We start from the raw sequence: 15,142 nt of genomic DNA, 5'->3' as shown, positions 1-15,142 counted from the left end.
TTGTGAATAAGGAAGATTATTATGATGTATTAGATGAATTTATTACAAGGGTGCCTACATTATCATTCAATAATTGTACAAACATTGGAGATATGAACCATATTAAGAATATTATAGCACAAGAAAGTTTTAGGGAAGCTATAAAAGTAGCTAGTACTAGTTTATATGAAAGTATTGATAAAAAAAGATTTAATGATAAGGTCATAAAATCTATTATGAAGTATTATAGCAGAATTATGACAAGAACAACTCCATTTGGATTATTTTCAGGAGTATCTATTGGTAGATTTGGAGAAAAGTCTAGAGTAGCTTATAACGAAAAAAATATAAAAAAAAGAATGAGAGTAGATTACGAATGGTTATCTAAACTTATAAAAGAGATTGAGGTAAAATATGAAGGATATAAAAAGTTAACATTATATTCTAGTAAACTTATTGAAAAGTATGGTAATAAGGTAAAAAATCAAATGCTTACATGCTTCAATTTTAATGATAAGGTAAGAAGAATTGGACAAGCATGCTACATTAATAATACTCCTAATGTTATTTTTATACTAAGTCTTTTAAGAAATGGTGCAAAGTATGAAGATATTTTAAATGCTTATAAATATAAAAATATAAACATACAAAGTGAGGTTATAGATAAGTTTTTAGTTCAATTAATAAAAAATGAATACATATATACAGAATTAAGGCCGCCTCTAAGTGAATTTAATACATTAGAATATGTAATCAGTAGAATAGAATCAAATAATATAAAATGTGATAAATTACAGGAATTAAAAAAGATAAGTTCATTAATTAATAAATATAACAAGTTAGGTAAAGAAAGTGGAACAAGTACATTAAATGAGATAGAGATTTTAATGAAAAAAGTAGTAGTGGATGCTAAATCATTAATTCAGGTTGATGCAACTAATCCGTTTGAAATATCATTGGATGAAAATATTAGAAGAGAAGTAATAGATGTTAGTAATTTCTTAGTAGCATTTGCTAAGAAATTTCATTCTAATGATAGTTTAGACAGGTTTAAAAATGAGTTTATTGAAAAGTATGGACAGTATAGAGAAATACCAATATTGGAAGTAATGGATCCAACGTTTGGCATAGGATATGAGTGCGATGATGGGGAAAATGATTATAGATATATATCTGATGAGCTTTTAAAGAATAATTTTATCAAACAGAAAATTATAAATGCAATTAGTAGTGGTGATGATGCAGTATTTACAGAAGAGGATATTGAAATATATGGCAATAAAAATATTGATACTAGGAAGTTACCAATTTCAATGGAGATGTATTGCTCTGTGATTTCAAAAGATATTTCTCAGCTAATGAAGGGAAAATATAGATTAAGGATTGGAGCTAATTTAGGTTCTTCAGGGGCAGGAAAAAGTTTAGGAAGATTTTCAGATTTGTTGGATGATAGCAAATTAATGTATAAAAATATTAAGAAAAAAGAAAATGCATTAGTGGACAATGAATTTATTCAATGTGAGCTATTTAATTTGGATATTAATCCAAGGTTGACAAATGTATCAGTTACTAAAAATTTTAGAGATTTTCAAGTTAATGCCGCTAATACTGTTATGGATAGTACAGTAAAAAATATAGATATAAGTGATATTTATATTGGCCTTGATGAGGAAAATTTATATTTGAAAAGCAAGAAGTATGATAAAAAAATAAAAGTAACTACTAACCATATGTTAAATGCTTCAAAATTAAACAAAGTAACTAAATTAATGAGAGATATAAGTGATGGAAATGAAGTATTGTCGCCATTTTCATTCATAAGTTATGTTAAGTCTCAAGAAATTGAATATATGCCTAGGATTAGATATAAAAATACAATTCTTGTTGATAGAACGTGGAGGATATATAAATCTAAGTTTAAGTCAACAAATATAACTTATGGTGAGTTTACAAGATTCTTGGAAGAATTTAGAAATAAGTATATGATGCCTGATTTAGTATATATAAAAAATTCAGATTTACTTTTGCTAATTGATTTATCTGTGGATAAGTTTAAACAGATATTGTTTGACGAATTTAAAAAGGAAGATAATTCTATAATTTTGCAAGCGGCAGATTTAACAAGTAAATGGTTAAGTAATAATAAGAAATATTATACTAATGAATTTGTGTTTCAATTTGTTAAGAATACTCAAGCAACAATTCCAAATGAAAAATTTGATAGCATGATTAATAGAGTATATCCAACTAAGAGTAATTACAAAAAGCTAAGAATAAATAATGTTAAACCAGAAGTTAGAAGTTTTGGAATACTAAGTAATTGGATATATTTAAAAATTTATAATAATATTGAACGTGCAAATGAATTGTTAGGAATAGAATTAAACAAGTTCATAGTGCATTTAGAGAAGAAAGGTTTAATAAAAAAATGGTTTTACATCAGATATAGAAATGATAAGGATCATATAAGATTAAGGCTAAATATTTGTGCTTTAAATAATTACATAGAGGTATTAAAAGAAATAAGCATTTTAAGATATGAACTTAAGCAAAAAAAATTAGCTGATAAGATTGTATTGGATGAATATGAAAGAGAAATAGAACGGTATGGAGGAGAAAAACTCATAGATTCTGCAGAGGAGGTATTTGAAACTCACTCAATAATTATATCTGAATTCTTTAGGTTAACTAAAAATAAGCAATTAAAGTTTGATGAGACGGAATTTGCCGTATGTAATGTGATAAATTTGATGAATTTAATTGGAATTAAATATGACACACAATTAGCTATTTTTAATTGTATTATTAATAAGGATTTTATGAGAAAAGAATTTTCAGCTAACAGAAGGCGATATGTAGATTTATTTAATTGTGACAATGAATGGTCTAATCTGAGGAAAGATAATAGCGGAGAATTAGTATATTCTATGCTAAACATTAGAAAGGATTCTGTTATTAAGTTTGGTGAGCTGCTTAATGAAATTGATGAAAGAGGAGAACTTACTAACTCTAAGTTTGATATACTCATGAGCTTAATTCACATGTTCTGTAATAGGTTATATGGTATTGATAAAGAACAAGAGAACAAAGTAAGAGCATTTACTAGACATGCATTGTATGCATTAAGATATATTAAGAAAAATAAAATAATTGTAAGCTAAAAGGTCTTTAAAGGAGATTTTTTATATGAAAATATTTAAAAAATATATTTGTGTGAGACAACATGATTCAAGCGACTGTGGAGCAGCCTGCTTGGCAACAGTGGCTAAGGAATATGGTGCAGACATACGTATATCAAAAATAAGAAAATTTGCAGGAACAGATAAAGGCGGAACTACAGTTTTAGGGTTAATCAAGGCAGGTGAAAAGCTAAATTTAAAGAGTAAAGCAGTAAGATTAAAAAATTATGATGATATTAAAAAAAATTTTCCTAAGCCTGCCATAGCTCATGTAACAAAAAATAGACTACAACATTATGTTGTTATTCATGAGGTTAGAAAAGATACTGTAGTAATAGCTGATCCTGCAAGGGGAATAGTGAAATGTAGTTTGAAAGAATTTTTTGATATATGGAAAGGGATACTTATTACTTTCGTACCAACCAAGGAATTTAAACCACAAAAATCAGATAATATTGTAATTAAGGGATATTTACAACTCATAAAAACACAAAAAAAGTTTTTTATAAGTATATTCATGGCATCATTATTTACGACACTATTAGGTCTTGTTGGAACTTTTTATTACAAATTTATAGTGGATAATGTAGCTAATGGAAAATCAAGGAACGGTTTATTATTGATATCATTAGGTGTTATAGCTCTTCTTGTATTTAAAGCTATAACAGAATTTATGCGATCAGTACTAGTACTTAAGGTGACACAGAATTTAGATAAATCTATACTAATGGGTTTTTACAAACATGTTATTAGGTTGCCTATGAATTTTTATAGAACAAGAGGAGTTGGAGAAATAGTTTCTAGATTTAATGATGCAACTAAAATAAGGGATATGATTTCATCTGTAACTATAACAGTAATGATTGACTCCATTATGGTTATAGGCGGGACGATAATTCTTTATAGTTTTAATAAAGAATTATTTTTTATATCTTTTATTCCACTTGTGGCATATTTATTGATTATAATTTTTTTTAAAAATCCTTTAGAGAACGGGAACCATAAGTTAATGGAAAGCAATGCAAGGTTTTATTCATATTTAGTTGAGTCTTTAGAAGGAATGGAAATGGTAAAGGCGGTAAATGGAGAAAATACAGCTACTGAGGAATCAGAAGGAAGATTCTCGAAAGTCTTAGAGAATATGTTGAAATTTGGGTATATTAATAATTTGCAATCAAGTATTAAAGATAGTATATCACCAATATTTACTGTGATAGTTCTATGGGTTGGGGTTGTTGAAGTATTAAGTAAGCAGATTACTATTGGAACACTAATAAGCTATAGTGCACTATTAACATATTTTATTGGACCAATAGAAAGATTAACGGGACTACAATCACAAATACAAAGTGCTATGGTTGCATCAGATAGACTATTTGAAGTGTTGGAAGTAGGTGAGGAGAAGGTAGCAAATGAAAGTACAACTATTACATCACTTTTAGGTGAAATTAAATTTAAAAATGTTGATTTTAGATATGGTATAAAGAAAAAGATATTAAATAATTTAAACTTTGAAATAAAAGCAGGAGAGAAGGTAGGTTTTGTAGGAGAAAGTGGATCAGGCAAAACAACAATTGCAAAGCTATTAATGGGCTTTTATGATATAGAAAATGGTGAGATAAGCATAAATTCATATAATCTGAAAAACATAGATAAGCAGATTTTAAGGGATAAAGTAGCTTATGTATCGCAAGAATCCTTTTTCTTTTCAGGTACAATAAGAGAAAATTTTGAGTTTGTTAAGCCGGGAGTCGAATTTGATGAAATAGTTAAAGTATGCAAGATTGTTCGAATGGATGATTACATAGATAGTTTACCATACAAATATGGAACTATGCTTCAAGAAAATGCTTCTAATCTATCAGCAGGACAGCGGCAAAGATTATCTATTGCTAAAGCTATTTTAAGAAATCCAGAGATATTAATTATGGATGAAGCTACATCTAATTTGGATTCTATAACAGAGATAGAAATAGAGAAGGAATTAGAAACTTATAATATCAATAATACTAGAATAATTATTGCCCATAGGTTGTGTAATGTTGTTAAGTGCGATAAAATTTTTGTGTTTAAAAATGGTGAAATAATTGAACATGGAACACATGAAGAATTATTATCGTTTAGGGGATACTATTTTGAATTATGGTGCAGACAAGCAATGATTAGTAGCCAAGATGTTAAGGTGATATCTTGATTATAATAAATTTAATGTTATAGTTTGATTAAGTGGAAATGCGATAAAAGTTATATTAAAATTTTCTTGGGGGTGCAGCTTTTCACTGATTTAAACATGTTATAAATTGAAAGTTGAATCAACATATTGATAACTCATCATAATAATAGTATGATATTTTTAAGAAACCAGTTACTAAGGGTGGTAAAACATGGAAGAAAATAAAAAGGTTGTAATAAGCGATGTGGCAAAATTAGCTGGGGTATCTAAAGCAACTATATCAAGATATCTAAATGGTAAGTTCGAATATATGTCGGAAAAAACCAGAGCTAGAATAGAAAAATCAATAAAAGAACTTAATTATAGACCTAATAATATAGCTAGAAGTTTAAAATCAAATAAAAGTAGATTAGTTGGTGTTATTATAGCTGATTTAACCAATCCTTTTTCGTCTATTATGATTAAGGGCATTGGAGATATGTGCAAAGCTAAAGGATATAATATGCTTATTTCAAATTCTGATAATGACGCAAAAGAAGAAGAAGATTATATTAAATCTATGATGGATCAAAGGGTAGAAGGTATCATAGTAAATGGCACAGGTTATAATGAAGAACTTCTATTGAATATTAAAAACAGTGGAATACCAGTAGTAATGGTAGATAGAACTTTGGCAAATGAAAGTTTTGATTCTGTTACAAGTAACAATTATGATATGACAGTTGAAACTACTAATTATCTTATAGATGCTGGATTTGATAGTTTGTGCTTTTTTAATGAGAGAATAGACAATGTTACACCAAGACGTGAAAGAGAAATGGCATTTTTGGAGGTTTGCAGAAAAAGGCTTAAAGATGAAAATTATAATGTCTCTATTGTAGATTATAGTAAGACTGGGAATTTAGAAATAAGTTTATGCAAGTTCTTAAATAATTACAGCGGAAAAAAAGCTATATTTGCAGTTAATGGAGTTGTTCTTTTAAATACGTTAAGTGCAATTAATAAATTAAATATAAGCATTCCAAAGGATTTGGGAATTTGCGGTTATGATAATTGGGGATGGGCTTCTCTTATATCTCCAGGTATTACGACTATTTCTCAACCATCATATGAAATGGGATACGAATCGGCAAAGGTTTTGATAGATAGACTTGAAAATGAGAGCACACTAGGAACTATCCATAAACAGTTAAGTTCAAAATTAGAAATAAGGGGCTCCACAATACCTTTAAATATGTAGTTTGCGTTTTAAATTATTTAAGTGATTTTTTATGCTAAACTAAGTTGTGCTAGTTATTGAAACTACTGCAATTTAGTTATATGATTTTTAGAAACCGGTTTACAAACTTATGTATTAGTGTTATATTAAACAGAGAAAATTTTATAGATAGGAGGTAGTTTGTAGTATGAGTGAGCTTATAACAATCGGAGAACCTTTAGGAGTGTTTGCTGCCGATGGTGAATGTGAAAATGATAAAAAATTGAGTGAAACTACGCATTTTAAGAAGTTTTTGGCTGGTGCAGAGGTTAATGTTTCTGTTGGAACATCAAGACTTGGACATTCAGTTCAATACATAACTAAACTTGGTAAAGATCCTTTTGGCGAATTTATTAGAGAATGTCTTAAAGTTGAAAACGTGGGAACGGAATATATAGGTTCAACTGATAAGTACTTTACGGGAGTTGAATTTAAATCGAAAGTAACAAAAGGTGATCCAGATACATTTTATTTAAGAAAAAATTCTGCTGCTTCTAATATTGGTTTAGATGATCTGAAAAAGTTAGATTTAAATGGTGTTAGGCATATTCATCTTACTGGGATTTTTGCGGCATTATCGAGAAGTACGAGAGACGTTTCATATAAATTGCTTGAACTTGCTAAGGGAAAAAATATACGAACTACCTTTGACCCAAATTTAAGACCTGCACTATGGCAGAATAAAGAAGATATGATTAATACATTAAATAATATGGCTTTTAGAAGTGATATTGTACTTCCAGGTGTAAATGAGGGGAAAATTTTAATGGGTAGTGACAATCCAGATGAAATTGCAGACTTTTACCTGAAAAGGGGAGTAAAGCTTGTGATAATAAAGCTTGGTTCTAAAGGTGCTTTTGTTAAATCAAAAGACGAAAAATTTGTTTTAGAAGGTTTTAAAGTTAAAAAGGTAGTAGATACAGTTGGAGCAGGAGATGGATTTGCAGTTGGAGTAATAACTGGACTTCTTGAAAATTTGAGCATTAGAGATACAGTTCAAAGAGCAAATGCCATAGGAGCTATGGCGGTAATGTCACCTGGAGATAATGATGGATATCCTACACATGAAGAATTAAAAAGGTTTTTAGAGAATAAATAAGTGATGCAAACTAAAAGATGAAAAGAAGTTATAATAACTTACTTTACAATTTTTATGAATTGAGAAGTAAAATAATAAGATTATTAGGAATCATCATAATCGGATTACACACGTATTTTGCATGATTTTTTAATATAAACACACAAAAAAAGTTCTAAATAAGTTAGTTATTTAGAACTTTTTTTATTGAATAATATCAAGTGTTTTTTTCAATGAAAAGATTTATTTAGTACATAAAAGTGCCTTTAAATAAGTTTCCATGAAATTTAAAGTTAAATATCTTCACTATCACTATCAGATGGTTTTTTATGCTTTTTAAATTTGTATATTATAACGCCAGCAACACATATTATAACAACCCAAATAGCAGCTGTTAAAAGATAAAGTATTTTAGTATCCTTTTTTGTTTTAGCTGGAATAATTTTATGAATTATTGTGTTTATTTTTGAAGATACTGTACTGCCACCGTCTGATGCAATAGAAAAATAGACTTTTTTTACAGTTTTATTGCCGTAATTATCTTTAACTGAAATAATCAATTCATGTTTTCCTACTGAAGATATTTCATCGCCTATATTATACGGCTTTCCATCCAATGTTATACTGGTATATGAGTCAACAACATCTTTTGAGAAGGAAATCTTAGGTGTTATAGCATTCTTATAAGTTTTTCCGCTTTCTACTCCAGATACATATATGTCTGGTGGAACAGCTTTTATAAAGAATTTATAAACTTTCTTTGATACATTTCCTGCCTTGTCTACAACTTCTACAATAAGTATGTGTTTACCATCCTCAGTTATAAGACCACCATGATAATCATGACCATCAAGAAGAAGTATTGACATAAGAGGATTGTTATCACTTATGTATACATAAGGATTTAGAAAGTAATTGAAAACACCATCATCAGTAAGACCATTAATTGAAATGGATGGAGCAGTCTTATCAATAACAAATGTTAATGTTTTTTCTGAAATATTGTCTGCTTTGTCCTTAGAAATTATAACTAATTGGTAATTGCCCTCGTTAGTAATTTCACCTAAATTATAGTCAGAACCATTTAATAGCATTTTAATGTATGATAAATTTGCATCTGTAACTGATATTGATGGATTAACTGACGTATTGTAATAAAAATTATCAGTAAGGCTAGTAACATTTATATTTGGTGCCATAGTATCTACTATAAATTTCAAGTGATACAGTGCGCTTAGATTACCAGCCCTATCCTTACCCTGAGCCTCAAGATCGTATGTTCCATCATGAAAATAAGGCAAATCATTAAATAAATATGGATTGCCATTTACAAGCAATGTTGATATAAAGTCATTGATATCTTTAGTCTTTACTATTGGCTTAAAATCCTTATTAATATATTGACCATCAATAAAATTAAAATCAAGTAAAGGTGAAGTTTTATCAATAACAAAATTTACAGGGGTGGAAGTAGAACTATTTCCGCTTTTATCGTAAGCAGTTACTGAAAAAGAATAGCTACCTTCAGCGCTAACGTTAAAATATAATGAACCATCTAAACTTTGTTTTAATGCAACCGGTATTACAACTCCATCTTTTCTTACGGTAAGAACTGTTCTATCAATATCGAGATTGGAATCTTTAATATTAATGTGTGGAGTTACGTCTGTATTAACATAATCATTGTTATTAATACCTGAAATATTTATCTCTGGGGCAATGGTATCTACTGTGAATTTTAAATGATACATCTCACTTAAATTACCAGCGTTATCCTTACCCTGAGCTTCAACGTCATATGTTCCATCACCGAAAAACGGTAAATTGTTAATCGAATATGGTTTACCATTTATAATTAATGTAGAAATAAAGTCGCTGCTATTTTCGGTATTTATAACCGGTTTAAAAGGCTTATTAAAATATTGACCGTCATTAAAATTAAAGTTTAGTGAAGGAGGAGTTTTATCAATAACAAAATTTATAGGAGTTGATGTAGAGCTGTGTCCACATTTATCATAAGCAGTTACTGAAAAAGAATAGCTTCCCTCATCACTAACATTAAAATATAATGAACCATCCGAGTTTTTCTTTAATTGAGTAGGTATTGAAACACCATCTTTTTTTACATCGAGAGTTGTTTTATCAATATCAGGGTTACAATCGTCAATGTTAATTTTAGGCGTTACATCTGTATTAACACAATCATTGTTATTAATTCCTGAAATATTTATCTCAGGGGCAATGGTATCTACTGTGAATTTTGAATGATACATTTCACTTAAATTACCAGCGTTATCTTTACCCTGAGCTTCAACGTCATATGTTCCATCACTGAAAAAAGGTAAATTATTAAATAAATATGGGTTACCATTTATAGTTAATGTAGAAATAAAGTCGCTGCTATTTTCGGTATTTATAGCTGGTTTAAAAGGCTTATCAAAATATTGATTGTCATTAAAATTTGAATTTAGTGAAGGAGGAGTTTTATCAATAACAAAATTTATAGGAGTTGATGTAGAGCTGTGTCCACATTTATCATAAGCAGTTACTGAAAAAGAATAGTTTCCCTCATCACTAACATTAAAATATAATGAACCATCTGGGTTTTTCTTTAATTGAGTAGGTATTGAAACACCATCTTTTTTTATATCGAGAGTTGTTTTATCAATATCAGGGCTACAATCTTCAATGTTAATTTTGGGCGTTACGTCTGTATTAACACTATCATTATTATTAATTCCAGAAATACTTATATTTGGAGCAGTATTATCTAATATAAATGTTCTTGAAAATGTAGAAGTATTTCCAGCAGAATCTTTAATATTAATAGATAAATTGTAATTTCCATCAGAAGAAATAGGAGTTCCTTCAAAAGTAATATTACCATCTTTATCATAAGAAACTTTACCAGTGTAAGGTGCGCCATTAAGGTTTATGGAATAATTAGCAATACTGTAATTATCACTTAATTTTATTACAGGATTAATTTGTCCAGTATAATAGCCACCATCTTGTATATTTATGCCATTTTTTTCACTAAAGGAAATAGAAGGTGCTTCTGAATCTATTGAGAAATTAACAGAGGCAGTTTTTTCACTTGTAGTTCCATTTGGATTAAGTCCCTTAGAATATATTACAAGTGTATTTTTCTGGCCTTTTACTGTATTTTGAGAGATTTTATCACCTTTAAGCGTTAATATATTATTTTTTTTACTGATAAGTGCAAGGTTATAAGGTTGACCATTTAAGGTGGCATGTACAGCTTTATTCTCACCAATATCAGAAACATTTAATGAAATATTATTAATTTTAATTATAGGTTCTACAGAACTATTGTAGATTGAGTTATTGGCGACATTTACTATAAGTGGTGTTCCATCTGTAGGAGCATTAATATCGTATTCATCGTAATTGTTAAGCGGCTGGTTGATGTTATTTTGTGTATTACTAATTTGATCTGCTCTTACTGTACAGTATGAATGTGTAGAAGAAATAATAGCAACTGACAAAATTAGTGAAGTTATCTTTTTGTAATTCAATATTTTACCTCCTATGTATATTAAGTATAATATAATGCTAAAATATACATTAAATTAAAATACAAAAAAATTCAAGTAATTTATTAAAAAAATTTAATACAAAATTTAAGTAAATCAATTTTATTTAAAAAAAACTAGAATGTTATGGGGAAAAGTGATATTATTGTAATGAAAAAAATTTCATGAGGTGTTTTACTTGGATTTAGTAAATCAGATATTTGAAAATAAGTATAAAATTGTAGACGTGCTTGGAAAAGGTGGTATGAGTACAGTTTACTTAGCTAAAGATATAAAACTGCAAAAGTTTTGGGCAATAAAAGAAATATCACGCAGGTTAAATAATAATGGAAAAGCAAAAATAGATTTATTAGCAGAAACTAACATATTAAAGAAATTGGATCATCCTGCTTTGCCTAGAATAGTGGATATCATTGAAAATGATGAAAGCATATATATAGTTATGGATTTTATTGATGGTATTTCGCTGGATAAGTATATCTCAAAACATGGAGCTATAGATGAAAAGACTGTTATAGATTGGGCGAAGCAAATATGTGACGTTCTTATATATTTGCATTCTCAAAAACCTAATCCAATAATATACCGTGATATGAAACCAGGAAATTTAATGCTTACTAGTAATGGTAGGATCAAACTTATAGATTTTGGTATTGCACGTGAGTATAAGAAAGAAGTTTCAAAAGATACAACTTATATTGGTACAAGAGGATACGCTGCACCTGAGCAGTATGGAGATTGTCAAAGTGATGCTAGAACAGATATATATAGTTTTGGTGTTACATTATATCATATGCTTACAGGGAGAGGACCAAATGATTATCCTTTTGAATTGAAACCAGTGCGCGAAATAAATCCCGCATTTTCTGAAGGAATTGAATTTATAATAGAAAAAAGTACAAGGCAAGATCCTGATATGAGGTACCAAACTGTAAAGAATATGCTTTATGATATTCAAAATATACATAAATTAAATTCTAGTTACAGAAGTAGACTTTTAAAGAAATATATAAAAATTGCTGCAAGTATTTGTTTATTTGTTTTTTCTGTATATTTACTTATTTCAGGTGCTGCAGGAATACGAAATGAACGAATAAATGAGTACAATAATACAATTGATAAAGGCGATAAGCAAAACAATTTAAATCACAGTGATAGAGCAATAAGTTGCTTTAAAGAAGCTCTTAATGAAAATCATAATAATCCTAAAGCTTATGTGAAAATTATAAATACATATTTGAATAATGGACAATATGATCAGGGCGTAGATTTTATTGAAACGAATCTAATAAATAAAAAAGCCGAGCTGCTCAAAAATAATGAGTTGCTTTACAGTATTGGGATGACTTACTTTGAAAATGAAAATTATAATAAAGCATATGAATATTTTAAAAAAATAAATGGAGCTGACAATAGTATAAACGAACCTTTAAAATATTATAAACTTGTTGCAAAACAGCTATCTAAAATAGATTTGAAAAATAAAAATAAAATTGTAGATGCTGTAGATAAGCTTGGGAAATATGTAGATTCTAAAAGTGATATTAATTATAAAGTTAAATCATATATAACATTATCTGAATTGTATAGAGATAATCCTCAAATATTCCCAAACAATACGGACGATGAAATATCGGTACTTGAAAAGGCAAAATCTGTTTTAGATGATAAAAATAATATTTTTTTATACGAGCAATTAGGACAAGCATATTATGATAAAGCAAGTGAAAGCAAAATAGATCAAAATCAATATACTTTTTATTTAAATAAAGCACTAGAAAATTATAAAAATGCTATAAACATGGGAAGTCAGGTATCTGATTCTTACTGTCAATTAGGAGTTATATATAAATATTTAGGAAATTTAAATGAAAGTAAAAATGTATTCCAAAGGGAGATACATTTATTTAATGATGATTATAAGGGATATATGGAACTTGCACTTTTAGAGTATGATATGGAGCAAAGTAAACCTTCAGAAAATCGTAATTATAGTGATTTTAGCAAAAATTATAATAGTGCAAGCTCAAAGAAGCATAATGAAAATGATGTTGATTTTATGGATTTAAAGCAGAAATATCAAGATCTCAAAGGACAAGGAGTTATAAAGTAGGAGGATGTAAATGCAAGTAGATATTATTAAAATAATTGTTGGTATATTTGGGATTATTGCTAGTATAGTATTTTTATATTTTTCAATTATGTATAGTCCTGAGACAAAAGAAAAAATAAAAATTTCTGACACTAATGGAATTGCTCAAAAGTTTGAAGTAGCTAATAGTGATGATACGGCTGTTATTCTTGATGATGTCTGTGATACATCTGTACTTGGTGAAAATAAAAATAAAGACGATACGGTGTATTTATGATTGTATTTTAAATGGAGGAAGTATATATGAGTGATTACAGTGATATAAAACTTTCGGAAAAAACAGTGGAAAGAAAATTTGCTGTGTTAAAAATTGATGATACATCTAAGATTGATGAAAAAGAAATTTTTAAGATAAGCAGTTTAAGTAAAAGATTAATCCCTATGGAGATTAATAAAAAAGACAATTCAGAGATTTTGTATCATATTACAGGAAAAATAAATCTTGAAGCCTGTTTAAAATGTAGAAAAATAAGAACTTCTGAATTTTGCAATATGCTTCTTAAAGTAATTAAAGAAGCAACAAAGATAAATAGTATTTCTTTACAAAACGGAGTTGTTGCTGTAAATGCTAGATTTATATATGTAGATGCGAAAATGAATGAAGTTTATTTTCTTTATATACCAACTGGGGAAGCAGAAAAAGTAGATGTTAATGAAGAGCTCAAGGTTTTAGTAAAAAAGTTAATAGTTGACGTGGTAAATATTGAAGATAATGACGGCTTTTTATTAGGACTTTTAAATTCTCTTAGAAGTGATAAATTTAATGATTTAGAAGAATTCATTAGAAAATATGCGGTCAGTGAAGATGAAGTTAAAGATAAGGACATAGACATTAATGATATTAGAGTTTCAGACAGCGAGGAAGAAAATACATCGCAAGAGACTCAACATAATTTGCCTACGGAAGGGATTAATATAAATAAAAATTCCATTGTAAAACCAATATCTGAACCAAGTGAATTATTAAATCCTAGGACAGAGTTCATTATGGATGTTAAGAATGTGAAAGAAAATAAACCAAATACCTATGAAAATAAAATAGATAATGATTTAAAAGATAAAATTAAAAGTTTAAAAAACAAAACTATATTTCAAGTTGCAGCAGTTCAAGTAGTAGCAGCAGTAATGATTATTTGTATATTAATCCTTTTTCATGATTATGGTGCTCTTGAGATTTTTATTATTTCTTGTTTAGTTGGTATAGACATAGTTTTGACACTTATCTCTGTATTGAATTTTAAAAAGAAGAAACAGAAGTTTACCGTTAATGTGCACACTATGAACACAGGGAATATGCCAGTGAAAAAGGAAAGTAGTGCAGCTAACACTACAAATAATATAAAATTATCGAAACGTGAAATATTAACTCAAATGTCATACTCAACTCAGATTATAGATGAAAAGGTTCCTTATTTACTGTCAAATAAGAATGGTGTTGTGGAAAAAATATTTATAAATAAGAACATTTTTAAAATTGGACGGTTAACGGGCAGTGTTGATTATGTAAGTGATAACAGAGCAATTGGAAAGATGCATGCGGAAATAAGAAAAATGAATTCAGAATATTATGTTATGGATTTGAACTCTAAAAATGGAACTTTCATTAATAATAAAAGATTAAAAAGCAGTGAGCTATATAAAATATCGGAAAATGATGTTATAAAATTTGCTAACAGTTGTTATACTTTTAAGTTTAATTAAATGGAAAGCGTTGGAGAACTTAAATTAAAAAATAAGTATTAATAAAACATTATGGTACATGCTTA

8 protein-coding genes are annotated in these 15,142 nt (G+C 28.2%); 7 read left to right on the top strand and 1 reads right to left on the bottom strand.

All coding sequences use genetic code 11. The features are described 5' to 3' along the window. Positions 1 to 2: 2 nt before the first annotated feature. From BEE63_RS07790 to BEE63_RS07775, 4 genes are all read left to right on the top strand, one after another. Complete coding sequence (locus tag BEE63_RS07790) at positions 3 to 3,140, top strand: lantibiotic dehydratase (protein ID WP_066020852.1); 3,138 nt, start codon at positions 3 to 5, stop codon at positions 3,138 to 3,140. Positions 3,141 to 3,165: 25 nt separating this feature from the next. Next, the gene (locus BEE63_RS07785; protein WP_066020851.1) at positions 3,166 to 5,352 is read left to right on the top strand and encodes a peptidase domain-containing ABC transporter; all 2,187 of its coding nucleotides are present in this window, start codon (positions 3,166 to 3,168) and stop codon (positions 5,350 to 5,352) included. 190 nt (positions 5,353 to 5,542) lie between these two features. Beyond that, positions 5,543 to 6,571, top strand: a complete 1,029-nt coding sequence (locus BEE63_RS07780) for a LacI family DNA-binding transcriptional regulator (protein WP_066020850.1) — start codon at positions 5,543 to 5,545, stop codon at positions 6,569 to 6,571. A gap of 166 nt (positions 6,572 to 6,737) precedes the next feature. After that, complete coding sequence (locus BEE63_RS07775; RefSeq protein ID WP_066020849.1) at positions 6,738 to 7,688, top strand: sugar kinase; 951 nt, start codon at positions 6,738 to 6,740, stop codon at positions 7,686 to 7,688. A 272-nt stretch (positions 7,689 to 7,960) separates the two neighbouring features. On the opposite strand, the gene BEE63_RS07770 is transcribed toward BEE63_RS07775, so the two are convergent. Then, positions 7,961 to 11,206 carry an Ig-like domain-containing protein gene (locus BEE63_RS07770; protein WP_066020848.1) on the bottom strand — a complete coding sequence of 1,082 codons (3,246 nt, stop codon included), beginning with the start codon at positions 11,204 to 11,206 and terminating at the stop codon, positions 7,961 to 7,963. A 196-nt stretch (positions 11,207 to 11,402) separates the two neighbouring features. Between BEE63_RS07770 and BEE63_RS07765 the strand changes: the two genes are divergently transcribed. The 3 genes from BEE63_RS07765 to BEE63_RS07755 are packed head-to-tail and all read left to right on the top strand — an operon-like array spanning position 11,403 to position 15,077. Then, positions 11,403 to 13,337, top strand: coding sequence for a serine/threonine-protein kinase (locus BEE63_RS07765; protein ID WP_242874737.1), 1,935 nt, complete (start codon positions 11,403 to 11,405; stop codon positions 13,335 to 13,337). A 10-nt stretch (positions 13,338 to 13,347) separates the two neighbouring features. Next, positions 13,348 to 13,593 (top strand): hypothetical protein, encoded by a 246-nt coding sequence (locus BEE63_RS07760; RefSeq protein ID WP_066020847.1) that lies wholly within the window; start codon positions 13,348 to 13,350, stop codon positions 13,591 to 13,593. Positions 13,594 to 13,619: 26 nt separating this feature from the next. After that, on the top strand, positions 13,620 to 15,077 hold the full coding sequence (locus BEE63_RS07755; RefSeq protein ID WP_066020846.1) for an FHA domain-containing protein: 1,458 nt from the start codon (positions 13,620 to 13,622) through the stop codon (positions 15,075 to 15,077). Positions 15,078 to 15,142: the final 65 nt, after the last annotated feature.

The sequence above is a fragment of the Clostridium pasteurianum genome, assembly GCF_001705235.1.
GTDB classification, from domain to species: domain Bacteria; phylum Bacillota; class Clostridia; order Clostridiales; family Clostridiaceae; genus Clostridium_S; species Clostridium_S pasteurianum_A.
Note: the sequence above shows the minus strand (reverse complement) of the source record. Positions and strands in the feature narration are given on the sequence as shown.

Excerpts from the sequence above, each read along its gene's own strand:
- BEE63_RS07785 (WP_066020851.1), top strand. The coding sequence starts at position 3,166 with ATGAAAATATTTAAAAAATATATTTGTGTGAGACAACATGATTCAAGC.
- BEE63_RS07780 (WP_066020850.1), top strand. The coding sequence starts at position 5,543 with ATGGAAGAAAATAAAAAGGTTGTAATAAGCGATGTGGCAAAATTAGCT.
- BEE63_RS07775 (WP_066020849.1), top strand. The coding sequence starts at position 6,738 with ATGAGTGAGCTTATAACAATCGGAGAACCTTTAGGAGTGTTTGCTGCC.
- BEE63_RS07760 (WP_066020847.1), top strand. The coding sequence starts at position 13,348 with ATGCAAGTAGATATTATTAAAATAATTGTTGGTATATTTGGGATTATT.
- BEE63_RS07755 (WP_066020846.1), top strand. The coding sequence starts at position 13,620 with ATGAGTGATTACAGTGATATAAAACTTTCGGAAAAAACAGTGGAAAGA.